24 protein-coding genes are annotated in these 25,801 nt (G+C 65.2%); 3 read left to right on the top strand and 21 right to left on the bottom strand.

Going from position 1 to position 25,801, the window contains the following annotated elements; all coding sequences use genetic code 11:
• Nucleotides 1-191: 191 nt before the first annotated feature.
• Nucleotides 192-854, bottom strand: a complete 663-nt coding sequence (locus AAFG50_RS08175; RefSeq protein WP_028172993.1) for a TetR/AcrR family transcriptional regulator — start codon at nt 852-854, stop codon at nt 192-194.
• A 107-nt stretch (nt 855-961) separates the two neighbouring features.
• On the opposite strand from AAFG50_RS08175, the gene AAFG50_RS08170 reads away from it, so the two are divergent.
• Entirely contained in the window at nt 962-1,606 is a 645-nt protein-coding gene (locus AAFG50_RS08170; RefSeq protein ID WP_011089910.1) for a glutathione binding-like protein, read from the top strand.
• 51 nt (nt 1,607-1,657) lie between these two features.
• On the opposite strand, the gene AAFG50_RS08165 is transcribed toward AAFG50_RS08170, so the two are convergent.
• The 8 genes from AAFG50_RS08165 to AAFG50_RS08130 all read right to left on the bottom strand — a co-directional run bounded on the left by AAFG50_RS08165 (nt 1,658) and on the right by AAFG50_RS08130 (nt 10,708).
• On the bottom strand, nt 1,658-2,962 hold the full coding sequence (locus tag AAFG50_RS08165) for a TRAP transporter large permease subunit (protein WP_011089911.1): 1,305 nt from the start codon (nt 2,960-2,962) through the stop codon (nt 1,658-1,660).
• A 31-nt stretch (nt 2,963-2,993) separates the two neighbouring features.
• Nucleotides 2,994-3,587, bottom strand: coding sequence for a TRAP transporter small permease (locus AAFG50_RS08160; protein ID WP_028172992.1), 594 nt, complete (start codon nt 3,585-3,587; stop codon nt 2,994-2,996).
• A gap of 8 nt (nt 3,588-3,595) precedes the next feature.
• Nucleotides 3,596-4,594, bottom strand: a complete 999-nt coding sequence (locus AAFG50_RS08155; protein WP_028172991.1) for a TRAP transporter substrate-binding protein — start codon at nt 4,592-4,594, stop codon at nt 3,596-3,598.
• Between the two features lie 30 nt (nt 4,595-4,624).
• A complete protein-coding gene (locus tag AAFG50_RS08150; RefSeq protein ID WP_028172990.1) occupies nt 4,625-6,283 on the bottom strand; it encodes a hydantoinase B/oxoprolinase family protein in 1,659 nt (552 codons plus the stop codon).
• Nucleotides 6,284-6,285: 2 nt separating this feature from the next.
• Nucleotides 6,286-8,370 carry a hydantoinase/oxoprolinase family protein gene (locus tag AAFG50_RS08145; RefSeq protein ID WP_028172989.1) on the bottom strand — a complete coding sequence of 695 codons (2,085 nt, stop codon included), beginning with the start codon at nt 8,368-8,370 and terminating at the stop codon, nt 6,286-6,288.
• 140 nt (nt 8,371-8,510) lie between these two features.
• Nucleotides 8,511-9,332: an NAD-dependent protein deacetylase gene (locus AAFG50_RS08140; RefSeq protein ID WP_011089916.1), complete on the bottom strand. Its 822-nt coding sequence runs from the start codon at nt 9,330-9,332 to the stop codon at nt 8,511-8,513.
• Nucleotides 9,333-9,478: 146 nt separating this feature from the next.
• Entirely contained in the window at nt 9,479-9,883 is a 405-nt protein-coding gene (locus AAFG50_RS08135; RefSeq protein ID WP_011089917.1) for a hypothetical protein, read from the bottom strand.
• Between the two features lie 45 nt (nt 9,884-9,928).
• Complete coding sequence (locus tag AAFG50_RS08130; protein ID WP_028172988.1) at nt 9,929-10,708, bottom strand: sensor histidine kinase; 780 nt, start codon at nt 10,706-10,708, stop codon at nt 9,929-9,931.
• 745 nt (nt 10,709-11,453) lie between these two features.
• Here AAFG50_RS08130 and AAFG50_RS08125 point away from each other — a divergent pair.
• A complete protein-coding gene (locus AAFG50_RS08125; protein ID WP_011089919.1) occupies nt 11,454-11,714 on the top strand; it encodes a DUF1488 domain-containing protein in 261 nt (86 codons plus the stop codon).
• 53 nt (nt 11,715-11,767) lie between these two features.
• Here AAFG50_RS08125 and AAFG50_RS08120 read toward each other — a convergent pair whose 3' ends face one another.
• A complete protein-coding gene (locus tag AAFG50_RS08120) occupies nt 11,768-12,604 on the bottom strand; it encodes an SDR family oxidoreductase (protein WP_028172987.1) in 837 nt (278 codons plus the stop codon).
• 73 nt (nt 12,605-12,677) lie between these two features.
• Entirely contained in the window at nt 12,678-13,997 is a 1,320-nt protein-coding gene (locus AAFG50_RS08115; RefSeq protein WP_028172986.1) for a solute carrier family 23 protein, read from the bottom strand.
• 139 nt (nt 13,998-14,136) lie between these two features.
• Here AAFG50_RS08115 and AAFG50_RS08110 point away from each other — a divergent pair, with 139 nt between their 5' ends.
• The gene (locus tag AAFG50_RS08110; RefSeq protein ID WP_028172985.1) at nt 14,137-15,465 is read left to right on the top strand and encodes a dicarboxylate/amino acid:cation symporter; all 1,329 of its coding nucleotides are present in this window, start codon (nt 14,137-14,139) and stop codon (nt 15,463-15,465) included.
• 191 nt (nt 15,466-15,656) lie between these two features.
• On the opposite strand, the gene AAFG50_RS08105 is transcribed toward AAFG50_RS08110, so the two are convergent.
• The 10 genes from AAFG50_RS08105 to AAFG50_RS08060 all read right to left on the bottom strand — a co-directional run bounded on the left by AAFG50_RS08105 (nt 15,657) and on the right by AAFG50_RS08060 (nt 25,593).
• On the bottom strand, nt 15,657-17,270 hold the full coding sequence (locus tag AAFG50_RS08105) for an ABC-F family ATP-binding cassette domain-containing protein (RefSeq protein WP_028172984.1): 1,614 nt from the start codon (nt 17,268-17,270) through the stop codon (nt 15,657-15,659).
• Between the two features lie 163 nt (nt 17,271-17,433).
• A complete protein-coding gene (locus AAFG50_RS08100; protein ID WP_027545617.1) occupies nt 17,434-17,781 on the bottom strand; it encodes a RidA family protein in 348 nt (115 codons plus the stop codon).
• Between the two features lie 15 nt (nt 17,782-17,796).
• A complete protein-coding gene (locus AAFG50_RS08095; RefSeq protein ID WP_028172983.1) occupies nt 17,797-18,918 on the bottom strand; it encodes an FAD-dependent oxidoreductase in 1,122 nt (373 codons plus the stop codon).
• Nucleotides 18,915-20,333 (bottom strand): NAD(P)/FAD-dependent oxidoreductase, encoded by a 1,419-nt coding sequence (locus AAFG50_RS08090; protein WP_028172982.1) that lies wholly within the window; start codon nt 20,331-20,333, stop codon nt 18,915-18,917. Before AAFG50_RS08090 ends, AAFG50_RS08095 begins: the two co-directional genes overlap by 4 nt.
• Nucleotides 20,330-20,626 carry a (2Fe-2S)-binding protein gene (locus tag AAFG50_RS08085; protein WP_011089927.1) on the bottom strand — a complete coding sequence of 99 codons (297 nt, stop codon included), beginning with the start codon at nt 20,624-20,626 and terminating at the stop codon, nt 20,330-20,332. The genes AAFG50_RS08090 and AAFG50_RS08085 overlap by 4 nt, the downstream gene beginning before the upstream one ends.
• A 27-nt stretch (nt 20,627-20,653) precedes the next feature.
• Nucleotides 20,654-21,790, bottom strand: coding sequence for an FAD-dependent oxidoreductase (locus AAFG50_RS08080; protein WP_028172981.1), 1,137 nt, complete (start codon nt 21,788-21,790; stop codon nt 20,654-20,656).
• Nucleotides 21,791-21,798: 8 nt separating this feature from the next.
• Nucleotides 21,799-22,605, bottom strand: coding sequence for an ABC transporter permease (locus tag AAFG50_RS08075; RefSeq protein ID WP_011089929.1), 807 nt, complete (start codon nt 22,603-22,605; stop codon nt 21,799-21,801).
• Complete coding sequence (locus AAFG50_RS08070; RefSeq protein WP_011089930.1) at nt 22,602-23,501, bottom strand: ABC transporter permease; 900 nt, start codon at nt 23,499-23,501, stop codon at nt 22,602-22,604. The genes AAFG50_RS08075 and AAFG50_RS08070 overlap by 4 nt, the downstream gene beginning before the upstream one ends.
• Nucleotides 23,498-24,535 carry an ABC transporter ATP-binding protein gene (locus tag AAFG50_RS08065; protein ID WP_028172980.1) on the bottom strand — a complete coding sequence of 346 codons (1,038 nt, stop codon included), beginning with the start codon at nt 24,533-24,535 and terminating at the stop codon, nt 23,498-23,500. Before AAFG50_RS08065 ends, AAFG50_RS08070 begins: the two co-directional genes overlap by 4 nt.
• A 23-nt stretch (nt 24,536-24,558) precedes the next feature.
• Entirely contained in the window at nt 24,559-25,593 is a 1,035-nt protein-coding gene (locus AAFG50_RS08060; protein WP_028172979.1) for an ABC transporter substrate-binding protein, read from the bottom strand.
• Between the last annotated feature and the right edge of the window lie 208 nt (nt 25,594-25,801).

Below are 25,801 nucleotides of genomic sequence, written 5' to 3'. Positions count from 1 at the left end.
GGGATCGCGCTACATTCTCGCTGTCGTCCCCGCGAAGGCGGGGACCCATAACCCCAGGGAGAAGTTGCAGCGCGAGACTGATAACCCCGAGTCTTCGCCAAACCACTCCCTATGGCTATGGGTCCCGGATCGGCGCTCCGCTCTAGACAACGCTACGCGTTGTCGGGAGCTGCGCTTGTCCGGGACGACAGCTAGGGCCTGACTCCCACCATCACATCGATCGCGCCCTTCACGATCGCTTCCAGATCTTTCCGCGAGACACGCGCGCGCGAGCGGATGGCGATCGAGTGTACCGTCGCTGATGCAAGCTGGGCCAGCACGGCCGGGTCGGCGCTCTCCGGCAGTTCGCCCTTCTCCTTGGCGCGGCGGAAGCAATTCGCAAACGCCTTGTCGAGCTCGGCGAGACCGTCGAGCACCATGGCGCGGATGTCGGGATCACCGACCGCTTCGGACGCCGCCGTCACCACCGTGAAGCAGCCGCGCGGGCCCGTTTCGCCGGACAGATAGATGTTCAGCGCGGAGGCGAAGATGCGCTCCAGCCGCTGGCGCAGCGGCATCTCCTCGCGAAAGATCGCGGCCATGGATGCCCGCGCGTCCTCGCGGTAGCGCTGGTAGCTCTTGATGTAGAGCTCGCGCTTGTCGCCGAAGGCCCCGTAGAGACTCGGCCGGTTCATGCCGGTGGCCTCGCTGAGATCGTCGAGCGAAGTCGCGGCAAAGCCCTGCCTGCGGAACAGGTCGAGCGCCTTGCCGAGCGCGACATCGGGCTCATAGGCCCGCGGACGGCCGCGGCGCTTAGGTTCGCCGCGGCGCTCGGGCTCATTGGCAGCAGTTGGCGGCTTCGATTTTTGTACCATTTCGCAAATTAATCCTTGACCGCCGATATATTATGCAACACAGTACAAAAATCAATCTGGCCAGGTTGAGCGATACCCGAAAGAGGAACTGCCCAAGGAGGCTACAGATGGATCTCTATTTCTCGCCGCTCGCCTGCTCGATGGCGACCCGCGTCGCGCTGTACGAAGCCGGCGCCGAGGCGAATTACCTCGAAGTCGATCCGCCGACCAAGAGGGTGCTGAAGGACGGCACCGATTTCCGCACCGTCAACCCGATCGGCCTCGTGCCGACGCTGCGCACCGACGAGGGCGTGGTGCTGACCGAGAACGCGGCGATCCTGCAATATGTCGCGGACCGCTTCCCGCAATCCGGCCTCGGCGCGAGCGCGGGCATCGAGCGTACGCGGCTGCACCAATGGCTCTGCTTCATCGGCACCGAACTGCACAAGGGCCTCTTCATCCCCGTGCTCGACCGCAAGGCGCCGCAGGAGACGAAGGCCTACGCGCTTGAGAAGAACTTGTCGCGGCTCGACTATCTCGACAACTACCTTGAGGGACGCGACTTCCTGCTCGACCATTTCAGCGTGGCCGACGCCTATCTCGTCACGGTCATCAACTGGACTATGGCGACGCCGCCGATCGAGCTCGCCAAATGGCCGAACGTGAAGGCCTATTACGAACGCCTGCGCCAGCGGCCGTCGGTGGCGAAGGCGATCGCCGAGGAGTTCGAGCTGTACAAGGCCGAGCAGGCGCGGAAGAAGGCGGCGGCGTAAGCTTCGTGAATCAAGACGCCGTCCCGGCTATGTCGCCGGGGCGGCGCAAATCTATCCGTACAGCACCCGCGGCAGGATCGTGACGATCCCGGGCCACAGCGTCAGCAGCAGCACGAAGCCGACCATGATCATGAGATACGGCATCGTGACCCGCGCGATGTAGCCGAGGCCGTCTTCGGTCAGGCCCTGGATCACGAACAGGTTGAAGCCGACCGGCGGGGTGATCTGCGCCATCTCGACCGCGAGCACGAGGAAGATGCCGAACCAGATCTCGTCGAAACCTGCGCCCTTCACGATCGGCAGCACGATCGGCAGCGTCATCACGATCATCGAGAAGCCGTCGAGGAAGCAGCCCAGGATCAGGTAGAAGATGATCAGCACCACGATCAGCATGAAGGGCGACAGGCCGAGGCCCTTGACGAAGGCGGCCACCGCCTGAGGAATGCCGAGGAAGGCTGCGGCATTGCCGAGGATCGAGGCGCCGAGCACGATCAGCGCGATCATCGAGCAGGTCACGACCGAGCCGATCAGCACGTCGCGCATCACCTGCTGCGACATCGAGCCTTGCGCCCAGGCCACCAGCCCCGCTCCGAGCACCCCGACGGCGGCGGCCTCCGAGGGCGTGGCGAGCCCGCCATACATCGAGCCGAGCACGCAGGCGATCAGGAACAGCGCCGGCGCGAGATCCTTGAGCGCCGCAAAACGCTCGCCCCACGGCACCTGCGAGAGCTTTGCCTCCGTCTCCGGCACCATCGAGGGCTTGAGCGTCGTGTGCAGCATCACCCAGCCCATGAAGGTGGCCGCCAGCAGCAGGCCGGGCAGCACGCCGGCCGTAAAGAGCTTGAGAATGGAGACGTCGCCGAGCACGCCGTAGATGATCATGATGTTGGACGGCGGGATCAGGAAGCCGAGCGTGCCGGCGCCTGCGAGCGAGCCGATCGCGATGTCGCGCGAATAGCCGCGGCGCAAGAGCTCGTTGAGCGACATGCGGCCGATCACCTGCGTGGTCGCCGCGGACGAGCCGGAGATCGCCGCGAAGATGGTGCAGCCGATCACGTTCACATGCAGCAGCCGGCCCGGCAGCAGACCGGCCCAGGGCGCAAGTCCCTGGAACAGCGAGCGCGACAGGCGGGTGCGGAACAACAATTCGCCCATCAGGATGAACAGCGGCAGCGCCAGCAGCTCCTGCGTGGTCAGAATGTTCCAGGCGTATTGCGGCAGCAGCTTGTCGAGCGGAATCGAGCGGAACATCGCCAGCAGCAGCGTGGCGGTGAGCGCGAGCGTGAGACCGATCCAGACACCGCCTGCCAGCAGCGCGAACAGGATCCCAAACAGGGCGACGACTTCGATGGTCATGCGATCTTGAATCCGGGTGCGGGCAAAACGATCATTCGACGGGCGAGGCCTTCATGCGGTGATCCTCGAGCGGCAGGCCGAGGATGGCCTGGATCGCGCGCGCCAGGAACTGGAGCGTAAGCAGCAGCATGCCGAAGGTGACGACGGCTTCCGGAAACCACAGCGGCGTGTCGCTCGAGGTCGAGACCTGGCCGCGCACATAGGCGCCGTAGGCGAACTTCGCCATCGCGGAGGTCAGGAACGCCATGAAGGCGAAGCCGGCGGCGGCCGAGAGGATTTCGATCGCACGTTGGAACGGTGCGGGGACGTTCTTCAGCAGCAGCACCACGCGGATGTGGCCGCCGACGCGCAGGGTCATGGCGGCGCCGAAGGTGAAGGACGCCGCCATCAGGTAGGAGGAATATTCCCACGCGATCGAGATGGTCGGCGGGAAGAACGGCAGGAAGTTCGAGAGGAAGCGGGTTGCGACCTCGCACAGCATCAACAGCGTCAGCGTCAGCAGGCAGCCGCCGCCGATCCAGCCGTCGAGCCGGCCGAGACGGTCGATGCCGTCGAGCAGGATGCGCAGCGGCGCGGGCGCCGCTGCATTGAGACTTTGCGGTGCTGCGGGCGAAACGCTGACCATGGCTTGGCTCAGCGCTTCATTTCAGCGAGATAGGCCCGCACCGGCTTGTCGGCCGCCGGCACACGCTTGAGGAAGGCGTCGAGCTGCGGCGCGGTCTTGGCCCGGATGTCCGTCATCATCGCCTCCGAGACCGGGATCACCTCCATGCCGCCTTCCTTGAGGCGGTTGAGACTGTCGACGTCGGCCTTGAGCGAGTTCGCCCAGAAACCCGGCTCCATCTTGGCGGCGGTATCCGCGACGAGCTTCTGCTGATCCGCGCTGAGCGCCTTCCAAGAGTCGATATTGACCGTGAGCATCTGCGACGACCAGACGTGGTTGGTCGGGTAGATGTACTTCAGAAACTCCCAGAACTTGCCGTCGACGCCCGACACCGCCGAGGTGGAGACGCCCGAGACCGCCCCCGACGCCAGCGCGGGGATCGTCTCGCCCCAGGGGATCATCACCGGCGCCATGCCGACCACCGCCAGCATGTCGACGGCGTTCTTGTCGGGCACGCGGATCTTGATGTTCTTCAGGCCCTCGAGGTCGGCGACCTTGACCTTGAGATGCAGGTACTGCGTCGGCCACGGCACGATGTAGAGGATCTTCTGGTTGTTGCGCGCGGCGACCTTCTCGTATTCGGGCCGCACATATTTGTGCAGCACCTTGAGCTCGTCCATAGAGCTGCACAGGAAGGGGATGCTCTCGACGCCCATGAAGGGCTCATCGCCGACCTGCTGGATGTTGAGAACGTCGGCGAGCGGCACGAGGCCATCGCGCACGGCGCGCAAGTGTTCGGGGCCCTTGAAGCCGAGCTGGCCGCCGGCCTTCACGGTAATCGCGACCGAGCCGCCGGTCTGCTTCTTCACCTCCTCGGCGAACGCCATCGCGTTCTGGGTGTGGAAATTGCCGTCGGGCCAGACCGTCGACATGTCCCAGCTTGTCGTTGCGGCCCGCGCGCGGGTCGAGATGTGGCCGGCGGCGAGCAGCGTCGCTGCGCCCGCAGTGAAGTTCCGTCGCGTGATCATTGAGCCCCTCCGTTCACGACGCCTGACGCGTCACCGCGTGTACCCATAAACCGCAACCGCGTTGTCCGCAGACACGAGGCCGCTTTCGATGTCGTCGTTGACGGCCGCGCGCGGCCGCTCGGCCGGATCGCCGATGCCGGCGCCGCCGGGCGTCAGCACCACCAGCCGGTCGTCCGGCGGCACCTGCTGAAAGCCCTTGCCACGCAGCTTCTTGCCGGATTTCAGGCCGACATAGCCGGCCTCGCCGTTCCGGCCGCCGTCGCGGCCACGCGGCGGATGATCGATACGGTCGAACGCCGCCAGAATGTCGAACGGCGCGTCGACGCCGCTGCCGACCTCGATGATCTGGCCGAGGCCGCCGCGGGTGCGCCCTGCTCCGCCGGAATCCGGGCGCAGCTCCTTGCGCCAGAAGATCAGCGGCGTCTGTGTTTCCGCGATCTCGACCGGCGTGCCGCGCACGCCGCTGGGATAGGCGGTGGCCGACAGGCCGTCCTTGCCGAAGCGCGCACCAGTGCCGCCATTGCTGGTGACCGCCATCGAGAACCCGTAATTGCCGCCGACGCCCGAACGGGTCTGTCCACGCACATTGAGATTCCACAGGCACGAGGTGCCTTCCGCCGGCACGCGCTCGGGAATGATCTGGCGCAGGCAGCCGAACACCACGTCGGGCAGCATCTGGCCGATGATGTGGCGCGAGGCGACCGGCGCAGGCTTCGGCGCATTGAGGATCGCGCCAGGGGGAGCCGACACCGTCAACGGCGAGAGCGAGCCGGCATTGTTCGGGATCTGCGAGGCGACGACGCAGCCGAGGCCGAACACGGTGTAGGCCGTGGTGTAGGACAGAGGCACGTTGATGCCGAACTTCGAGGCGGCCGAGGTGCCGTCGAAATCGACGTGAATGCCCGCGTCCGAGATCGTCAGCGTTGCGGCCAGCGTCACCGGCGCGTCATAGCCGTCAACGACCATGGTGTTGCGCCAGCTTCCCTTCGGCAGCTTGGCGATCTCGGCCAGCACGGCCTCGCGCGAGCGGTCGCAGATGTAGTCGCCGAGCTCGTCCAGCGTGTCGATGCCGAACTCGGTCATCATCTCGACCAGGCGCTCGCAGCCGACGTCGTTGCAGCCCGCGAGCGAATAGGTGTCGCCCTCGGTGTCGATCGGCAGCCGCGTGTTGGTGCGGATCATCGCCATCAGCGTCTCGTTGACGACGCCCTGGTCGATCAGCTTCAGCATGGGGATGTAGAGCCCCTCCATGAACACGTCGGTGGCATCGGGCCCGAAGCCGATGCCGCCGATGTCCATGAGATGGCTGGTGCAGGAGAACAGCGCGACCAGCTTGCCGTCCTTGAAGCAGGGCGTGGTGACGACGAAGTCGTTGAGATGGCCGGTGCCCATCCAGGGATCGTTGGTGATGTAGGCGTCGCCCTCCTTCATCGTCTCGATCGGGAAGCGGTCGATGAAGTGCTTGACCGATTCCGCCATCGAGTTGACGTGACCGGGCGTGCCGGTGACCGCCTGCGCCAGCATCCGCCCCTTGAGGTCGAACACGCCGGCCGAGAGATCGCCGCATTCGCGCACGATCGGGCTGAACGCGGTGCGGAGCAGCACCTGCGCCTGCTCCTCGACCACGGCGATCAGCCGGTGCCACATGATCTGAAGGTCGATCAGGCTCGCGCCATTTGCCTTGCTCATGATCAAGCTGCCTTCCGTTCCATGACGATGCTGCCGGCACCGTCGATATGGGCGTCAAAACTGTTGGAGACGAAGGTCGAGGTCTCATCCTCCGCGATCACCGCGGGGCCGGCAATCGTCGCCCCCGGCGCCATGTCCTCGCGGCGATAGAGCGGGATCTCGATCACCTCTCCGGCCCGGCCGTCGAAGAATTTCCGGCTGCCGGACGCCTTGCCCGCAGGCATGCGTGCGACGGAAGCGACGACGGACGGATTGCGCGCATCGGTGGTCGCGAGCACCGACCAGCTCAGGACCTCGATCGCAGCGCCCGGAATCGACCGCTCGAACATGGAGGAATAATCCGCCTCGAACTTCTGGCGCAGGCCGGCGAGATCGGCTGAATTCAGCGGCCGGTTCGGCAGCTCGACGCTGATCTCGTGGCCCTGGCCGACATAGCGCATGAAGGCCGCGCGGCGTTCGCGCACCGGCGCATCGGCAGCACCAGGCTCGACCAGCGCACGCGCCTCGGTCGCCATCTCCTGCAAGAGGTCGGAGACCGCTTTGGTGTCGAAATCGTCGAGCCGGACGTGACGGCTGCGCACCAGTTCGTAAGCGATGGGCGCCGCCAAAAACCCGACCGCGGAGCCGACGCCGGCATTCGACGGCACGATCACCCGGGAGACACCAATCTTCTCGGCGACACGCGCCGCATGCAGCGGTGCGGCACCGCCGAAGGCGATCAGCGTATGCTGGCCGACCACGGCGCCACGCTCGACCGCGTGTACGCGTGCCGCACTCGCCATGTTCTCGCAGACGACCTCATGCACGGCATAGGCCGCGGTTTCCGCCGGCAGGCCCAGCGGCTCGCCGACGCTGCGGAGCAGCGCCTGCTTCGAGAGTTCGGGGTCGAGCTTGATCGTGCCACCCGCGAAGGCGTCGGGATCGATCATGCCAAGAGCGACGTCCGCATCGGTTACGGCCGGGCGCTGGCCGCCGCGGCCGTAGCAGGCGGGGCCCGGCTCCGAGGACGCGCTCTCGGGGCCAACGGTGACGCGCTTCATCGCGTCGACATGGGCGATCGAGCCGCCGCCGGCGCCGATCTCGACCATCTCGATCACGGGAATGCGCACCGGCAGGCCGGAGCCTTTCAGGAAGCGCGCAGCGCGATCGACCTCAAACACGCGCGAGGTCTCGGGCTGGTATTTCTCGATCAGGCAGATCTTGGCCGTGGTGCCGCCCATGTCGAAGGAGAGCACCTTGCTCTCGCCGAGACGCGCCGCGATCTGCGCCGCGAAGATCGCGCCGCCGGCGGGACCGGATTCGACGAGGCGCACCGGAAAGCGCCGCGCCGTCTCGATCGAGGTGACGCCGCCGCCGGACGTGACGAGATAGATGGCGCCGCGGAACTGCTCGACCTGCAGGGCATCGGCCATGCGGGCGAGATAGCCGTCGATCAGCGGTTGCACATAGGCATTCGCGACCGCGGTGGACGTGCGCTCATATTCGCGGATCTCCGGACACACCGCCGATGACACCGTCACGGAGACGCCGGGCATCTCCTCGCTGAGGATCGCGGCTGCGCGGCGCTCATGCTCGGGATTGGCGTAGGAGTGCAGGAAGGCGATTGCGACGCTCTCGACCTTCAATTCACGCAATTTTGGCGCGAGTGCGCGCACTGACGCTTCGTCGAGCGGGAGACGGATGGCGCCGTGCGCGTCGATGCGCTCGGGCACAGTGAAGCGCAGACTGCGCGGCGCCAGCGGCCTCGGCTTGTCGATGGTGAGGTCGTATTGGTCGTAGCGGCTCTCGGTGCCGATATCGAGCACGTCGCGAAAGCCGTCGGTCGCGATCAGCGCCGTCTTGGCGCCGCGGCGCTCGATGATGGCGTTGGTCGCGAGCGTGGTGCCGTGAATGAAGACGTCGATGTCGCTGATATGGGCGCGCGCATCGGCGAGAATGAGACGCATCCCGTCCAGCACCGCCTGTTCGGGCCGCTGCGGCGTCGTCAGCACCTTGCGCGTCTTGCGCACCTCGCCCATGTCCAGAACGATGTCGGTGAACGTGCCACCGATATCGACGGCAAGCCGCACCTCGGCTCCCTCAAGCATTCCAAATTCTCCGGCTGATCGTCAAGACTGGGGACAAAAACGCAGCAATTTCCGTGCCATCAGGCATGCCGGCAACGCCGCGCCCGGCTATTCTGCTTGGCACCCATGCAATAGGCAAGGCGTGTTCGCCCCGCACGCGATCAGAGCAGGAATGCAAGCGCCGCTTCGCAGCGCTCCTCGACCTTGAGCGTCAGGAGATCGTCGGCGCGGGTGCGCCCGAGATTGACCGCGGCGATCGGGATCTGCCGCTGCGCGGCAGCCTGCACGAAGCGGAAACCGGAATAGACCATCAGCGAGGAGCCGACGATCAGCATCGCGTCAGCCTGCGACAGATGGTCCTGCGCGGTGGCGACGACGTCGCGCGGCACGTTCTCGCCGAAGAACACGACGTCGGGCTTGAGGATGCCGCCGCAGGCTTCGCAGGCGGGCACCTTGAACGACGAAAAATCCGCGTGCTCCAGATCGGCATCGCCATCAGGCGCATCCGAGGCATCGAGCGCGAGCCATTCTGCGTTGGCGCGGCCAAGCGTATCCTGGAATTCGCTCCGCGGCGTCTTCGCCCCGCAGCCCATGCAGCGGACCAGATCGAGCCGACCATGCAGGTCGATCACCTGCCTGTGGCCGGCGGATTGATGCAGCCGGTCGACATTCTGGGTCAGCAGCATCCCGCACCGCCCGTTCGCCTCGAGCCGGGCCAGCGCATGGTGCGCATCGTTCGGCCTCGCCTGACCGAACCGCCGCCAGCCGATCAGGCTGCGTGCCCAATAGCGCCGGCGCGTGTGCTCCTCCGACATGAAGGCCTGGAAATTGACCGGCTGGGTCCGCTTCCAGTTGCCATGGCTGTCGCGATAATCGGGAATGCCCGAATTGGTGCTGCAGCCGGCGCCGGTCAGCACGAACAGACGTTGGTGCCGGGCGACGAAATCCTGGAGCGATTGGTTTGCCAGCGGAGCATTTGACATGGCGCAGATGTAGTCCGCGCCGCGACATTTTGCCAGATCACTCCCGGACCGGCGGATCGAAGCCGGCGACGGCTTGATCCGCGCCGGAGAAATGCCGGCGGCGAATGCTCGCGCACCCGTTTGTTCTGCCCCGAACACATCACCCGTCAGATCTTGCTGGGATCGGTGTCATGCCTGTGCTTGTGAAGAAACCGGGCTATCTGCCCACGGAGCGCCGCCGTGTCCAACAATGTTCCGACCGATCCGGCGGTGTCGAAGATCTCCCGCTGAAGCGTCGTCGGCAGGGAATTCCATTGCATGATGACGGCCGCGCCGAGACACCGCAAGACACGCTCTTCCTCCGCCGCCAGGGCTGCGCCGCGCAGTCGCTCCGTCCCCCCGGCGTTCACTGCATCCACGTATTGGTCCGCGAGGACCTGCTCGTTGTCCGCGCGCGATGCAAGGCTGTCCTGCAGTTTCTCGAATTTGCGGGTATCATCCTTGCCGGGCGAACTCCTGGCCAGTTCGCCGTACGCGGCCGCTCTTGCACGATACTGTAGAAATTTGAACATGCCGCCTCCTTTCGTTGAAAGTCTCGGCGTATTTCAGCCTGCCGGCTAGGCCGGCATCGGGACACTCAGAGAAGCCAATGGAGCGTCGAACGTGTACGCGAAGCCCCTCTCCGCGTAGGTCAATTGCACGTCGCCCTGGAGTTCGCGACCCAGCGTCTCGATCAATCGCGTTCCGAAGCTGCGCTTTGCGCGTGACTGGATCACCGGACCATTCTTCTCGATCCAGGTCAGGCGCAAGCGTTGCGTCTGCGGATCGATCGTCCAGTGGAGATCGACGCACCCCTTTGGAGCGGAAAAGGCTCCATACTTCGTGGCGTTCGTGCAAAGCTCATTGAGCGTCATCGCGACCGCGACCACGGCAGCCGAATTGATCCGGAGATCGGGCCCCGAAATCGAGAACTTCGATTCAGCAGGATCGTCGAAAGCTTCGACGGCGCTGCGGACGACCGCCCCGAGGTCGGCGCTCGACCAGCTCGCCCGCACGAGGAGATCGTGCGCCCGGCCAAGCGCGAGCAGCCGCCCCGCGATCGCCTGCTGTGCGTGCGCCAAGCCTTGCTCGCCGCGCAAGCTCTGGGAGACAATGGCGGAGACGGTCGCGAGCGTGTTCTTGATGCGGTGGTGCAGCTCTTCAAGGATCAGCTTTTGCAGCTTCTCGGACGTCTCTCGCTCCCTGGCGTCGATGCCCGCCCTGGCAAGCAGGCCCCTCGTGTTGATCTCGGCCTGGGCAAGGAGAAGCCGCAGGCTGACATTCTCTGCCGCCAGAGCATCCTCATGCGATTCTCCGCCGCCGAGGTGCTGGCCCGTGCGGAGATCGATCTCGAGCATTGGCGACTGTGTCACGAGGGTTGCTGCCGGACCTGGTTTCAGTGGAACGTTCCGTCACGAAGGCGGGATTTCAGCGGCGTCGTGATCTTGCTTGGGCGCCTTCGCTGGCGAGAAATAGGCGTGGATTTCAGCGGCATTTCCAAGAATTGCTGCCCTGCGCATTGCCGCCATGCGCTTGTCTCCCGACGGCATCTCGCGAGCTCGACGGAGGGCGTCGATCGCCCTCGCGTTCAGCTCGCAACCCAACGACGGCTGAATTGAATCCGATGAGGTACTTGCCTGATCCGACGGCGAAGGCGCGCCGAAGCCGACTACCATTGAATCAACATCGAAACGGCGATCACAAGCACGAAGAAGATGGGCAGCAAGACCGGAGGTACGAGCCACTCGCGAAGGATGAATCCGGGGGAAACCGACATATTGACCGCCTCTTGGTCGCGGCGGGAGCGCAATGCTCTCAGTCACCGATAACGGCCGAGGGGCGAGCGGTGATCGACGGGATATAGTCACCTTTCGCCGAATAGCGAGGCTTGCGACGAACTATTTGTCGCGAGCAGCATCGAACCGGGTTGTATCCCTGTCGCCAGATCATCATTTGAAAGAGGCGCAACCGGTTCGCTCTTGTCAGGTCTCGACGAAACGTCCGTGTACCTGACGTACGCAAGCCGAGCGTCGGCCACCCAGCGTGCCCCCGGCTCAAACGGCGTGAAGGCGCACGGCACCTGCAACCTGATCGGCCCGAACCATGATTGATTTCCCAAATCACAGTCGCTCATATGACCAGACACGGCGTGCCGTGCGGTTCTGGGGACACGACAGCGCCATCGAGGCCTCGTTCTTCATCGATGAAGGCGCGTTGATGCGGATTCAACCGGGCGTCCATGCGACCGAATCGGGACTCCTGAACGCGTTCGATTGCAATCGCGACTTGATATGTGCCACCGCGGCCAGGAAGTATGTGCGCGGCAGCAGAGGCTCCTACGACCTGCTCGCAGGAGATTTCTGAAGCGATCGGCACGAGGGTGAAGAGTTCGTGGCTTCGTCCGTGAGCCTACGTGTCTAGCTTGCCCAGTTCTCGCGAAACTCGGGGAACATGGTCAGGCCCCCGCAGGCATAGATTGTCTGCCCGGTGATGTAGCTCGCATCGTCTGAAGCAAGGAAGGCGAACACGGCGGCGATCTCTTCCGGCGTGCCGACGCGGCCGAGCGGAATATGGCTGGTGACGACACCGCGCTTTTCCGGGTCGCCCGTCCAGGCCGCGTTGATCGGCGTGTCGATCGCGCCCGGACCTACCGCATTGACACGGATGCCGTGCCTCGCGAATTCGAGCGCCAGCGTGCGCGTGAGGTTGGCCAGGCCGCCCTTGCTGATCGAATAAGCGAGATAGCCGGGCTTCGGAATGATCTGGTGGACGCTGGAGCAATTGATGATGCTGCCGCCTCCGCCGCGCGCGACGAAATGCGCCAGCGCCTTCTGCGCGCAGAGCACGGCACCGTTGAGATTGACGTCGATGATGCGGCGATAGATTTCGACGTCGAGCGCATCGCTCGGCGATTCCCGCTGGAAGCCGGCATTGTTGACGAGACAGTCGAGGCGCTTCCAGCGCGCCAGGATGGTCTCGAACATCGCGGCGATGTCCTGCTCGCTGCCGATGTCAGCCTGGACGATGACATGATCGAGCCTGCCGTGGCCGCGGTCGCCCGATGCCGTCCGCGCGAGCGCGAGCGTCTCTTCGGCCTTCCCAGGGTGATCGAAATAGTTGATGGCGACGGTCGCGCCTTCCTGGGCGAGCCGGACGGCAACGGCACGGCCGATGCCTTGCGAGGCGCCGGTCACCAGCGCGTATTGGCCAACGAGGCGCGAGGGAAAGGGGATCGAGCGGTCGGTCTGTGGCATGAGCTTTCTCCGGAGTGCCTCATCATCGACGGAAACGACGTTTTGTTCCATCACACCAGCGCAGCCCTGGGATTCATTCCGCGTGTTGCGCGAGGGAAGAGGTGAGGATCTGATAGAGGATGATGGCGCCGAAGGTCGCGGTTCCGATCCCGCCGATCGTGAACGCGCCGAATTTGAGCGTGAGGTCGCCCGCGCCCGCGGTCAGCGCCACGGCGACGGTAATCAGGTTCGCAGGATTGGCGAAGTCGACCTTGTTCTCGACCCAGATCCGCCCGGCCATCGCCGCGATCAATCCGAACAGCACGATCGAGAGGCCGCCGATGACGGGACCCGGGATCGACAGGATCAGCGCGCCGAATTTCGGCGAGAAGCCGAGCAGGATCGACACCGTGGCCGCCAAGGCAAACAGCAGCGTCGAATAGACCTTCGTCGCCGCCATGACGCCGATGTTCTCGGCATAGGTGGTGACGCCGGTGCCTCCGCCGCAGGCTGCGACGATCGTGGCCAGGCTGTCGGCGAACAGGGCGCGGCCGAGATAGGCATCGAGGCTGCGGCCTGTCATGGCACCGACGGCCTTGATGTGCCCGAGGTTCTCGGCGACGAGGATGACCGCAACCGGCGCGATCAGGAAGATCGCATTGGCCTGGAAGGTCGGAGTGGTGAATTTCGGCAGGCCGAGCCACGACGCGGCCGAGAGCTGTGCGAAGTCGATCGGCTTGCCGAAGCCGAGGCCGTTCGCGAACAGAAAATACAAGAGATATCCGCCGATCGCCCCGAGGATGATCGGCAGGCGGCGCCACAGGCCTGGAGCTGCAACGGCGACCACGCCGATGATGAGAACGGTCGCAAGCCCGATCCAGGTGTCGAACGCATTGGCGCTCACCGCCTTGACCGCGACCGGCGCGAGGTTGAGACCGATCGCGGCGACCACGGCGCCGGTGACGGCCGGCGGCATCAGGCGCTCGACCCAGCCGACGCCCGACCACATCACGATCAGCGCAATCGCGCCGTAGAGCACCCCGGCTCCGACGATGCCGCCGAGCGCAACGGAGATGTTCGGGTTCGGCCCCTGCCCGGCATAGCCCGTGGCGGCGAGGACGACGGCGATGAAGGCGAAGCTCGATCCGAGATAGCTCGGCACGCGTCCGGCGACGATGACGAAGAAGATCAACGTGCCGACGCCGGAGAACAGGACCGCAACATTGGGATCGAACCCCATCAGCAGCGGCGCGATGATCGTCGAGCCCGACATCGCCACGCAATGCTGCAGACCGGAGACGATGGTCTGGCCCCATGACAGCCGCTCCTCCGGCATGATCACGCCCGAGGTCTTGAGTTTCCAGCGCGGAAAGTAGCCCTGCGTCTGCTCGTCCGAGCCTGTCGTGGTTGCCATGCTCCCCCCGTTGCGGTGCAGCGATTGATCTTCGTGCGATCCGACAAAAATGTGATTGTCGCTTCTGCGGCTGCCATCACATGATGCGAGTCATGCAAGATTCAAATCTTGCAAAATCAATGCGTTCCGGGCTCATCATATGACACAGATCGCGATCCAGCCAGCCATCCGTCGCCGGCATCAGCCCTGGTACAAGATCCTCTACATCCAGGTGCTGATCGCGATCGTGCTCGGAGTGCTCATCGGCTATTTCTATCCCGATTTCGGCAAGGAGCTGAAGCCGCTCGGCGACGGCTTCATCGCGCTGATCAAGATGATGATCGCGCCGGTGATCTTCTGCACCGTGGTGCACGGCATCTCCTCGATGGGCGATCTCAAGCGTGTCGGCCGGGTCGGGCTGAAGTCGCTGATCTATTTCGAATCGGTCTCGACCGTCGCGCTCGCGGTCGGCCTTTTGGTCGGCGAGGTGCTCCAGCCCGGACACGGCTTCAACATCGATCCCGCCACGATCGACCCGAAATCGGTTGCGACCTACGTCACCAAGGCCAAGGAGGAAGGCATCGTCGCCCATCTGATGGCGATCATCCCCGACAGCTATGTGGGCGCCATCGCACGAGGCGATTTACTCCAGGTGCTGCTGATCTCGATCCTCTCGGGCTTCGCCATCGCCTTCCTCGGCAAGGCCGGCGAGCCGATCGCGGATGCGATCGACAAGGCCGCGAAGATGTTCTTCGGCATCATCCGCATCATCGTGCGCGTCGCTCCCGTTGGCGCGTTCGGTGCGATGGCGTTCACCGTCGGCGCCTACGGCCTCGGCTCGCTGCTCAACCTCGCCGCGCTGATCGGCACGTTCTATCTCACCAGCATCCTGTTCGTGCTGATCGTGCTGGGCGCAATCGCCCGGCTCGCCGGCTTCTCGATCCTGCGCTTCATCGCCTACATCAAGGACGAGCTGCTGATCGTGCTCGGCACGTCGTCGTCGGAGACCGTGCTGCCGCAGATGATCCAGAAGATGGAGCATCTCGGCGCCTCCCGCTCGGTGGTCGGCCTCGTCATCCCGACCGGCTACAGCTTCAACCTCGACGGCACCAACATCTACATGACGCTGGCAACGCTGTTTCTGGCGCAGGCGACCAACACGCATCTGACGATCTGGCAGGAGCTCGGCATCCTCGGCATCGCCATGATCACCTCGAAGGGCGCCTCGGGCGTGACCGGCGCCGGCTTCATCACGCTCGCCGCGACGCTCTCGATCGTGCCAGACATCCCGATCCAGTCCATCGCGATCCTGGTCGGCATCGACAAGTTCATGAGCGAGTGCCGCGCGCTGACCAATCTGATCGGCAACGGCGTCGCCTGCGTCGTCATCAGCATCTCCGAGGGCGAGCTCGACCGCGACGCGCTGCACGAGACCATGGCCCATCCGCTGGAGATCGGCGAGGCGCTGGAACCGGGCGGCAGCGCGTAAAGCGACACGGATCGACGGCAGGAGCAACCCGGTTCGACGCGGTAGTTTCCCGGAGTGGAAAAATAGTGAGATACGCGTCACAACAATGGCATTGGGATTACCGATTGATAGTCAATCTTTCCGCCCGACGCGCTGGGGGCAGGGCGTCGGGCTTTTGAAAATCTCCGCGATATCCGGACGGCGAGGCGGGATCAGAGGATCCGGCCATCGGCGCCAGGCACCTCGGCGGCCAAATCGAGCCGCCGCGTAATTCTTATCGCCTGCAAGAATGCCTCGTCATGACTGACGACGAGCAACGCGCCATCATAGGCCCGCAAGCCCGCTTCGACGGCTTCGATGGACGCGATATCCAGATGGTTGGTCGGCTCGTCCAGGATCAGCAGTGAGGGCGGCGTCGCCCCGCCGAACACGCAAGCAAGACCGGCACGAAGCAGCTGTCCGCCGCTCAGGCTCCCGGCGATCTGCAAGGCAGCGTCGGCGCGAAACATGAAGCGCGCAAGGGCGGCATGGCACTCATTCATGCCCGCCTCTGGATTGAGGCGCCTGAAATTGTCCAGGATCGAGATCGCGGGATCGAGCAGGCTGACCTTCTGGTCGAACAGCGCGAAGTCGGGCTTGACCCTCACCGTGCCCACAAGGGGGCACATCTCGCCGGCAATGAGCTTCAGCAGCGTCGTCTTGCCTGAACCATTTGGCCCGACCACCGCCACACGCTGCGGCCCGACGATCGTGAACGACAGATCCCGCAGGATCGCGCGCTCCGGATGATAGCCGGCGCTGACCCGATCGAGCCAAACCACCTCCCTCCCCGCCGGCAGGTTTGTCGACGGCAATCTCACGGACAACGGCTGGAGAATCTCGACGCGGCGGCGCGCCGTGTCGACGGCATCGAGCGCTTCCGCGCGCCGCCGCTCGGCAACTTGCGCCGTCTTTCCGCCGGCGTCCTCGCTGCGATCCTTGCGCGCGCCGGCCAGGATGCGCGGCATGTCGCCCTTGGCACGCTTCTGCCTGCCGCCGCTGTCCTTGCGCGCCTTCCTCTCCACTGCCTCCTGCGCCTTGCCGTCGATCTCGGACAGCCGCTTCTCGGCATGCGCAAGGTCGTGCCTGACGGCAGCAAGCTCGACAGCCTTCTGCTCGCGGTACCGGCTCCAATTGCCGCCGTATCGCGTTGCTCCGAGCGACGTCAACTCGACGATCGCGTCCATGGTTTCGAGCAGGCCCCGATCGTGGCTGACGACGATCGCGCCGCCGCGCCAGGCGGCGAGGAGATCGATCACGGCCCTGCGTCCGTCCCGGTCGAGGTTGTTGCTGGGCTCATCCAGCAGCAGGAAGTCGGGCTCGGCGAACACCAGCGCAGCAAGACGAACCCGCGTCGTCTGGCCGCCGGACAGGCAGGACAGCTCCGTATCGGGGGCAAGATCGAACCCGACGCGCGCCAGCGCGGACGCGAGCCGTGCTTCGAGAGTCCAGTCGATCGCAGCGATGTCGTCGGCGGAGGCATCGCCCCGCGCCGCACGGCGCAGCAGCTTCAGCGCCTCCCGCACGCCGAACAGATCGGCCACGGTCGCGCCCGCGCGCAGTTGAACGTCCTGGCGCAGCAGGCCGACGGTTCCGTTGGTCACAATGCGCCCCGACTGAGGAACATGTTCCCGGCAAATCGACGCCAGCAGTGTGGATTTCCCGACGCCGTTGCGGCCGACGAGACCGGTTCGCTCGGCCGCGAATGTCAGATCGATATTGGATAAAAGAGAACGGCCGTCAGGCGTGGACAGCGACAGGTTCGACAGGATGATGGAAGCAGGCATGAAATTCCCCGTGAGCAAGGCGGATCGGCGTTGCGGTCGGGGTAAAGTCCATGGCTGCGAAGTTCCTGATCGAGATGCCTCTAACTAGTCCGGAAGGCGAGCAAGATCAAGCCAAGGGGACGACAGCGCGTCGTGCGCTGCCGTCCCCCGTCGGCGGATGCCGTCAACCCTTGAGCGCGGTGACCACGACTTCGATCAACGCGCTGCCGCCGAGATCGGCGACGCCGACGGTGGCGCGGGTCGGCAGATTGTCGCCGAAGAACTCGGTCCAGGCCGCGTCCATCTCCTTCTTCTTGGAAAGATCTGTGACGAAGATCGAGGCGCTGACGACGCGGCTCTTGTCGGTGCCGGCCTCTTTCAGATAGCCGGCGATCTTGCCGAGAATGTTGCGGGTCTGATCGCCCATCGAGACCGACGTGTCGTCGGCGATGGTGCCGCCGAGGAAGACGAAGCCGTTGGCCTCGACGGCGCGGTGCATGATGGGCGTGCGGATGCTGCGGGTGATGCTCATGATGTCCTCTTGTTGCTAGAGCGTGGAAGGGTGGAAGCGGTCGATGCCGAGATCGCCGATGCGTGTCTGGGTGCCCCCGTTGACGATCAGCTCCGCCATCACGGCGCCGGCGCCGGGACCGAGCTGGAAGCCGTGCAGCGAGAAGCCGAACTGGTGATAGAGACCCTTGTGCCGCGAACTCGGCCCGAACACGGGGATGTCGTCCTTCATCCTGGCTTCGATACCGGCCCAGGCACGCACGATCGTCGCGCTGCGCATCACCGGAAACAGCTCGAACACGGTGCGCGCGCTGATCGCAAGGCTCTTCCAGTCCAGCACCGTCTCATTGCGGTCCTGATAGGGCCTCGCAAGATGCCCGCCGCCGATCAGCACGGTGCCGTTCGAGAACTGCTTGAAGGAGAGCTTGCGGCCGCGCAGGATCACGACGGGATCGATGAAGTGTGGCACGCGCGAGGTGATCATCAGCATCGGGGCCACGGTTTCGACCGGCACCGGTTCGCCGAGCGCGGCGGCGATCTTTCCAGCCCAGGCGCCGGCTGCGTTGACCAGCACCGGCGCGGCATAGGTGTCGGAGCCGACATCGACGTACCAGAGGCCGTCGCTGTAGCGGATGTTGCTGGCCGCCACGCCCTCGCGCACGGTCGCGCCGAGCTGTTCGGCCTTGCGCCGGAACGCGGTCGTCGTTTGCGCAGGATTGGCCGCGCCGTCACGGCGCGAGACCACGCCACCGGGACAGGTCTCGGCCACCGCAGGCACCAGCCGCCGCAGCTCAGTGGCGTCGATCAGCTCTTCATGGGTGAAGCCGAGCGCATTGAGCTCGGCGACGCGCGCGCGGCAGACCGCGAGCTCTTCCTCGTTCTCGGCGACCAGCACCTGGCCGTGGCTCTCGAAGCTGCAATCGTCGTCGAGGAGATCGGTGATCTTCTCCCAGATCCCCATCGAGCGAATCGAGAGCGGGATCTCCGGGACGTGCCGCGCAAGCTGGCGCACGCCGCCGGCATTGACGCCGGAAGCATGCCGGCCGGCATAGTCCTTCTCGATCAGCACCGGCTTCAGGCCGGCGAGGCACAGATGCAGCGTGGTCGAGCATCCGTGGATGCCGCCGCCGACGACGATCGCATCCACGTTTCCAGTCATCCGCGCACCACGGCCTTGACGTCGTCCTCGGTCTTGGGAACGGCGGCAAGCTCGGCGAGCGTGATCGGCTTCACTGGCGCACGCAGCCGGTAATAGCCGATCTCCTGCGGGCTCTTGGCCCGGGCCTGCGCCATCAGCTCGGTGACGGTGAGGCCGCAGAGCCGGCCCTGGCACGGGCCCATGCCGGTGCGGCGATAGGCCTTGAGCTGGTTCGGCCCGGTCGCGCCGATCGCGACGGAATCGAGAACATCCTTCGCGGTCACCTCCTCGCAGCGGCAGACGATGGTATCGCCCGAGGGAATGCGGAACTGCGGCGCCGGGCGGAACAGCGTGTCGAGGAAAGCGCGGCCGCGCTCGGCCTTGGCGAGAGCGGCGCGGAGCGTTGCCATCGATGCGAGCTTCGCGGCAGCCGCGGGTGCCAACGCTTCCACCGCCGCGCGCGCTGCGATGCGGCCGCGGACCACGGCGGCGTTGGCACCGCCGATGCCGGCGCCGTCGCCGGCGATCGCGATGCCGGCGACCGACGATGAGCCGTTCGCATCGAGCACGGGCGACCAGCACAATTGCAGTTCGTCCCAGCGATGCTCGACACCGGCCGCCATCGCCAGATTGACGTTAGGCACGACGCCCTGATGCAGCAGCAGAAGATCGACCGGAAGCGTCTCGCGCTTGCCTCCGGCGACATAGCTCACATTGGCAAGCTGGCCGTCACCCGACGCGGAGAGCTCGGTGACGCCGGAGACGACCTGCACCTTCGCCTTCACCTCGCGCATCATCTTCAGGCCCTTGGCGAAATAGGGCGAGGTCAGGAAGGCGAAGGCATGCGGCAGCGCCGCGAAATAATTGCCGCGCTCGGTGGTGTCGAGGATGCGGTCGATGCGGCCGCCAAGCCGCAAAATCTGCGCGGCGAGCAGCCAGAGCAGCGGCCCCTGCCCCGCGATCACGGTGCGGCCATCGGGCACCAGCGCAGATGATTTCAGCATGGTCTGCGCGGCGCCCGCGGTCATCACGCCTGGCAGCGTCCAACCGGGAATCGGGAACGGCCGCTCCAGCGCGCCGGTCGCAAGGATCACGCGCTTCGCCTTGACGAAGGCCGAAGCACCGCCGACGGAGACGGCGATGTCGAGATTGCGGTCGAGGCTCCAGACCGTCGCACGCTGAATCACTTCCGCATTGCTCGCGCGCAGCGACTGCACGAGATCCGCGCCGGCCCAATAATCGGCACCGAGCTGGCTGCGCTCTGTCACCGGCGTCGAAGCGATCGCGCGAAACACCTGGCCGCCGGGGCCGATATTCTCGTCGAGCAGCAGCGTCGACAGGCCAGCCTCGGCCGATGTCGCGGCGGCGGCGAGGCCGGCGGGCCCGGCGCCAATCACCACGACGTCATAATCTTCGCGCTTGGGAGCCACAGTCATCTTCCGATCTCCCGCTTGCCCTTCTGGATCTCGATCTGCATGCCCTCGGCAACGGGCACGATGCAGCCCTGCCGGTTGCCCACGCCGTCGATGGTGACGAGGCAGTCGAAGCACACGCCCATCATGCAGTAAGGCAGACGCGGCGCGCCGCTCACCGCGGTGGAACGCCGTGCATCCTGGCCGGAGGCCAATAGCGCGGCGGAGACGGTGTCGCCCTGGCGCGCCGCGACGGCAACGCCATCGACGAAGATCTGCACTTGCGGGCGTTTGTCCTGTTCGGATCGTCTAAACATGGGATGCCTCTTGGCTCCTTGATATCTCTAGTAGCCGCTGTTGTTCGCAGCGCCATCGCCGCCAAAACGGCTCGCGGAGAACGCGCCGACCAGCTCCGGCTCGAGCGCGCCCTGCGCCACCATGCGCGCGATCTCGAAGGCGTGGTTGGAGGCGAGTGTCACGCCGGAATGGCAGCAGGCGACGAAGGCGCCGGGATGCGTTTCCGACTGGTCGTAGATCGGAAAGCCGTCCTGCGGCATGACGCGGATGCCGGCCCAGCTTCTGATAACGTTGAGCCGCGACAGATGCGGGAACATGCGCTGCGCGCGATCGGTCATCACCGCGCTGATCGAATGCTTCAGCGTGCGATCGTCCAGCTCGTCCTCCTTGCTGTCGCCGATCATCACCGTGCCCTCGTCGGTCTGGCGGATCGTGGTCAGCGGATGCGGCAGGAACGGCATGGTGCGTTCGGTCACCACGATCTGGCCGCGGGTCGGGCCCATCGGCGCGTAGAGGCCGACCATCGGCGCGAGCGTCTGGTTGGCATTGCCCGCGGCAAGCACGACCTTGGCGGCACGAAGCTCGCCTTTCGGCGTGGTCAGGCGGAATTCGCCGCCGCTCTTGCTGATCGCCGAAACCGGCCGCTCCGGAAGATAATCGATGCCGAACGCCATAAAGCCGGTGTGGAAGGCGCGGAACGTGCGCAGCGAATTGACGTGGCCGTCGAGCGGACAATAGCTGCCACCGGAAACCTCCAGCCCGATCAGCGGCAGCGCCTTCTTCACCTCGGACGCCGGCAGCATCTCCATCTTGTAGTCGGCGGCGCCGACCTGGTTGTGCATGCGCTTGACGAGCTCGGTGCGCTGGCCGAATTCGTCCTCGCCGAGGGTGAGATGGAAGCCGCCATTTTGTTGCAGCGAGACATCGAGGCCGGTCTGCTGCTTCAGCTCGGAGGCAAGCCTGCCCCATGCCTGCGACGCCTGCACGGTCCACACCGTATAGGCCGGCATGCCCAGGCCCTTGCTCTGCACCCAGACCAGCGCAAAATTGGCGCGCGAGGCGCGCTTGGTGATGTCGCCTTCGTCGAGCACGGCGACCTTCTTGCCGAGCCGGCCGAGGCCCCAGGCAATGGCGGAGCCGAGCAACCCGCCGCCGACGACGGCGACGTCGTATTCTCCTGACATGAGTTCTCCTATCGTCCCGTATCGCCCTTGCCGGCGAGCACACGGTCGAGCCCGTAGAAGCGGTCGAGCAGAATGAGGGCGGTCATGGTGATCGCGATCACGCAGGCCGAGACCGACGTCACCAGCGGATCGATGTTGTCCTGGATATAAAGGAACATGCGCACCGGCAACGTCTCGGTACCGGGCGCCGCGAGGAAGACGGTCATGGTGAGATCGTCAAAGGACTGGATGAAGGCCAGCGCCCAGCCGCTGATGACGCCGGGCAGGATCAGCGGCAAGGTCACGCGGCGGAACAGCGTCCAGCCGCCGGCGCCGAGCGAGACCGCCGCCATCTCGACCGAAAGATCCATGCCGGTCGCGGCCGCAAGCGTCAGCCGCAGCGCGAACGGAAACACGATGATGACATGCGCGATGATCAGTGCCGCGAAGCTGCCGCCGAGGCCGGCGGAGGTGAAGAAGCGGAGGAAGGCGATGCCGAGCACGACATGCGGGATCATCAACGGCGACAGGAACAGCGCCGCCAGCGCATCGCGGCCGCGGAAGCGATAGCGCGCGATCGCGAGCGCCGCGGGCACCGCGAACAACAGCGCCACGAGGGACGACAGCGCGCCGAGCCCGAGGCTGACCCAGAAGGCGTGAATGAATTCAGGATAGTTCGCGATGGTCCTGAACCAGCGCAGCGAAAAGCCGTTGGTCGGCAGCGACAGGAAGCCTTCGGGCGTGAAGGCGACGAGGCAGACCACCAGGATCGGCGCCACCATGACGATGACGAAGACGGTGTGGAAGATCAGCGCCAGGGGGCCGTTCCGTCTCATCGGAACACCTCCGCGTAGCGTCGCTCGATCAGCGCATTGCTGCCGACGACGATCAAGACCAGCGCAACCAGCAGCAGCGTCGCGACAGCCGCACCGAGCGGCCAGTTCAGCGTGTTCAGGAACTCGTCATAGGCCAGCGTCGCCGCAACCTTGAGCCGACGGCCGCCGATGATCGCGGGCGTCGCAAAGGCGCTGGCCGAGAGCGAGAACACGATGATCGCGCCCGACAGCACACCCGGCATGATCTGCGGCATGATGATCCGGCGAATAGTGGTGATCGGACCTGCACCAAGCGACATCGCGGCGTTCTCGATCTGCGGATCGAGCCGCTGAAGCGCGGCCCACACCGACAGCACCATGAACGGCATCATCACATGCGCCAGCGCGATCACCATGCCGGTCTCGGTGAACATGAAGGGAATCGGTGCACGGATCAGCCCGGCCGACATCAGGAGCTTGTTGACGAGCCCGTTGTTGCCGCCGAACAGCAGCGCCCAGCCGAGCGTCCTCGCCACCACCGAGATCAGCAGCGGTCCGAGGATCACGAGCAGGAAGAAGCTCTTCCAGCGTCCGCTCATGCGGTTGAGGATATAGGCTTCGGGCGCACCTAGCAGGGCCGTGAGGAGAGTCGTCAGGATCGCGATGCGAAACGTCCGCCAGAACATTTCGGCGTAGTAGGGATCGGTCGCGATCTCGTGCCAGTTCTTCAGGATGAAGACCGGCTCGATGCCCTTGTACTGGCCCCAATCGTGGAACGACAACATCACGGTCATCGCGAGCGGAATCAGTAGCACGCCGACGAACAGCATCAAGGCGGGCGCGGAGAGTACCCATGGCGCGCGTGCGATGCGCGCATCGGCGGCCCCCGGCGGAGCCGTGTCTGCGACCGCACTCATGCGGCAGCTCCGCGCACGCTCATGTCCTCAGGCCGCCAGGCAAGACGAACGGTCTCGCCTTCGGCCGGCTGTGACTGGCCGTCATTCTGGCGGATCACGATCGCAGGACCGCATTCGCTGTCGCACTGGAACAGCCAGTGATTGCCCTGGAAAATGCGCGTGACGATCTTTGCGCTGAGGCCCGCATCGCCAAAACCAATTCTTTCAGGGCGAATGCTGACGGTGACGGGACCGCTGAGGCCAACTGGTGCCGGCGCGCTCCAGGAGCCCGCCACCAGCTTCGCGGGCGCCGTGGCCCGATCGATCGTCGCGGCAAAGTCGTTGGTCTTGCCGAGAAACTGCGAGACGAAGGCCGAGGCCGGCTTCTCATAGGTCTCCTGCGGCGTGCCGATCTGCTCGATCTTACCCTGGCTCATCACCACGATGCGGTCGGACAGCGACATCGCCTCGTTCTGGTCGTGCGTGACCAGGATCGTGGTGGTGCCGATGGTGCGCTGGATCTGGCGCAGCTCGATCTGCATCTCCTCGCGCAGCTTGGCGTCGAGGTTCGACAGCGGCTCGTCGAGCAGCAGCACGCTCGGCTTGATCACCAGCGCACGCGCCAGCGCCACGCGCTGTTGCTGGCCGCCGGACATGCGGCGCGGATGGCGATCCTCGTAGCCGGCGAGGCCGACCATCGCGAGCGCAGCGCGAACGCGCTCGGCCCTTTCGGCGCGCGGCACCTTGCGCATCTCGAGGCCGAAGGCGACGTTCTCCGCCGCGGTCATGTGCGGAAACAGCGCGTAGCTCTGGAACACGATGCCGAGGCCACGCCTGGCCGGATGGATCGCGGTCAGGTCCTTGCCCTTGAGGCGAATCGCGCCGCGCGTGGGATCGAGGAAGCCCGCGATCATCTGCAGGGTCGTGGTCTTGCCGCAGCCGGACGGGCCGAGGAAGGAGATGAACTCCCCCTTCCCCACCGACAGACTGAAGTCATCGACCACAGTCTGTGCTCCGAACTGCTTGGCGACCCGATCGAGCTCGAGATAGGCCATGACGCTGTCTCCGCCGCGAACGATTAGCGTTCGACTTCGCGATTCCAGCGCTTGGTCCACTCCTCGCGCTTCTCGTTGATGACCGTCCAGTCCGGATTATAGAGCTTTGCCGCGCGCTCGCCGATCGGCGCCATCTTGCCGAGCTCCGGCGGGATCACCAGCGATTTCAGCACCGGGCCATAGCCGTAGTCCTTGAGCATCACGAGCTGGATTTTTGGATCGAGCAGCATCTTGACGAAGCTGGACGCGAGCGGCGAAGCGTTCGGTTTGGTGATCGGACATGCCGTCGTCAGCAGCGTCGCCGCGCCCTCCTTCGGATAGACGAAGTCGACGGGGAAGCCGGTGTTGGCGAAGCTCTGCACACGGCCGGTGCCCCACACCGCGATCACGGCCTGGCCGGACTGGAACAGCTCGGTCATCTTGCCCGGCGACGGCTCATAGGCGAGCACGTTCGGGTTGATCTGCTCCTTGAAGATCTTGAAGCCGGAATCGACGTTGGACTCGCCGCCGCCGTTTATCTTCGACAGCATCACCAGCGCTTCGAGACCGTAGGTGTTGTTGATCGGCGGGATGACGAGCTGCTTGGCGTATTTCGTGTCCTTCAAGTCGTTCCACGAGGTCGGCGGCGCCCAGCCTTTCTCGGCAAACACCTTGGTGTTGTACATCAGCCCGGTCGCGACGATGCCGATCGCTACAGCGCGATCGTCCTTGAAGCGGGCGGTGTCGTAGAGATCGGCGGGCAGGCCCTCGAGCTTGCCGCAGAAGCCGAGCTGGATCGCCTGGTACATCGGGCCGTCATCGACGATGGCGACGTCGATCTGCTGGTTGCCCTTCTGCGCCTGAAGCTTGGCCAGCGTGTCGGTGGAGTTGCCGGCGACGTATTCGACCTTGACGCCGTTCTCCTTCTCGAAGGCCGGGATCACCTCGTCGCGAATGGTCTTCTCGAACGAGCCGCCATAGCCGGCGACATAGAGCGTTTTCTGCTGGGCCGAGGCGGCCGAAGAGGCGGCAACGAGCGCCGCGATGCTGACCGCTGTCAGAAGGCGAAAAGTCTTCATGTGGACCGATCTCCAATACCGGAATGAGGTGACGCGCCGACGTGTCTCGCTGACTGAAGCGCCTTCCGCATCTCCTTCCGCGCAAATTCCTCCCCGATCAGGCTCCGGCCCCCGTTCGGCGGGTTTTGGCGCGATCTGGAGGTCCAAACCCCTCCAATCTGCCGAAAAAGCGGGCTGTCTCCAGTCCTGATGAAAAAGATCGCAAACC

The organism is Bradyrhizobium sp. B039 (genome assembly GCF_038965675.1).
Lineage (GTDB): Bacteria > Pseudomonadota > Alphaproteobacteria > Rhizobiales > Xanthobacteraceae > Bradyrhizobium > Bradyrhizobium diazoefficiens.
Note: the sequence above shows the minus strand (reverse complement) of the source record. Positions and strands in the feature narration are given on the sequence as shown.

Bases quoted from the DNA above. Each gene is read 5' to 3' on its own strand.
- AAFG50_RS08175 (WP_028172993.1), bottom strand. From the start codon at position 854: ATGGTACAAAAATCGAAGCCGCCAACTGCTGCCAATGAGCCCGAGCGC.
- AAFG50_RS08170 (WP_011089910.1), top strand. From the start codon at position 962: ATGGATCTCTATTTCTCGCCGCTCGCCTGCTCGATGGCGACCCGCGTC.
- AAFG50_RS08165 (WP_011089911.1), bottom strand. From the start codon at position 2,962: ATGACCATCGAAGTCGTCGCCCTGTTTGGGATCCTGTTCGCGCTGCTG.
- AAFG50_RS08160 (WP_028172992.1), bottom strand. From the start codon at position 3,587: ATGGTCAGCGTTTCGCCCGCAGCACCGCAAAGTCTCAATGCAGCGGCG.
- AAFG50_RS08155 (WP_028172991.1), bottom strand. From the start codon at position 4,594: ATGATCACGCGACGGAACTTCACTGCGGGCGCAGCGACGCTGCTCGCC.
- AAFG50_RS08150 (WP_028172990.1), bottom strand. From the start codon at position 6,283: ATGAGCAAGGCAAATGGCGCGAGCCTGATCGACCTTCAGATCATGTGG.
- AAFG50_RS08145 (WP_028172989.1), bottom strand. From the start codon at position 8,370: ATGCTTGAGGGAGCCGAGGTGCGGCTTGCCGTCGATATCGGTGGCACG.
- AAFG50_RS08140 (WP_011089916.1), bottom strand. From the start codon at position 9,332: ATGTCAAATGCTCCGCTGGCAAACCAATCGCTCCAGGATTTCGTCGCC.
- AAFG50_RS08135 (WP_011089917.1), bottom strand. From the start codon at position 9,883: ATGTTCAAATTTCTACAGTATCGTGCAAGAGCGGCCGCGTACGGCGAA.
- AAFG50_RS08130 (WP_028172988.1), bottom strand. From the start codon at position 10,708: ATGCTCGAGATCGATCTCCGCACGGGCCAGCACCTCGGCGGCGGAGAA.
- AAFG50_RS08125 (WP_011089919.1), top strand. From the start codon at position 11,454: ATGATTGATTTCCCAAATCACAGTCGCTCATATGACCAGACACGGCGT.
- AAFG50_RS08120 (WP_028172987.1), bottom strand. From the start codon at position 12,604: ATGCCACAGACCGACCGCTCGATCCCCTTTCCCTCGCGCCTCGTTGGC.
- AAFG50_RS08115 (WP_028172986.1), bottom strand. From the start codon at position 13,997: ATGGCAACCACGACAGGCTCGGACGAGCAGACGCAGGGCTACTTTCCG.
- AAFG50_RS08110 (WP_028172985.1), top strand. From the start codon at position 14,137: ATGACACAGATCGCGATCCAGCCAGCCATCCGTCGCCGGCATCAGCCC.
- AAFG50_RS08105 (WP_028172984.1), bottom strand. From the start codon at position 17,270: ATGCCTGCTTCCATCATCCTGTCGAACCTGTCGCTGTCCACGCCTGAC.
- AAFG50_RS08100 (WP_027545617.1), bottom strand. From the start codon at position 17,781: ATGAGCATCACCCGCAGCATCCGCACGCCCATCATGCACCGCGCCGTC.
- AAFG50_RS08095 (WP_028172983.1), bottom strand. From the start codon at position 18,918: ATGACTGGAAACGTGGATGCGATCGTCGTCGGCGGCGGCATCCACGGA.
- AAFG50_RS08090 (WP_028172982.1), bottom strand. From the start codon at position 20,333: ATGACTGTGGCTCCCAAGCGCGAAGATTATGACGTCGTGGTGATTGGC.
- AAFG50_RS08085 (WP_011089927.1), bottom strand. From the start codon at position 20,626: ATGTTTAGACGATCCGAACAGGACAAACGCCCGCAAGTGCAGATCTTC.
- AAFG50_RS08080 (WP_028172981.1), bottom strand. From the start codon at position 21,790: ATGTCAGGAGAATACGACGTCGCCGTCGTCGGCGGCGGGTTGCTCGGC.
- AAFG50_RS08075 (WP_011089929.1), bottom strand. From the start codon at position 22,605: ATGAGACGGAACGGCCCCCTGGCGCTGATCTTCCACACCGTCTTCGTC.
- AAFG50_RS08070 (WP_011089930.1), bottom strand. From the start codon at position 23,501: ATGAGTGCGGTCGCAGACACGGCTCCGCCGGGGGCCGCCGATGCGCGC.
- AAFG50_RS08065 (WP_028172980.1), bottom strand. From the start codon at position 24,535: ATGGCCTATCTCGAGCTCGATCGGGTCGCCAAGCAGTTCGGAGCACAG.
- AAFG50_RS08060 (WP_028172979.1), bottom strand. From the start codon at position 25,593: ATGAAGACTTTTCGCCTTCTGACAGCGGTCAGCATCGCGGCGCTCGTT.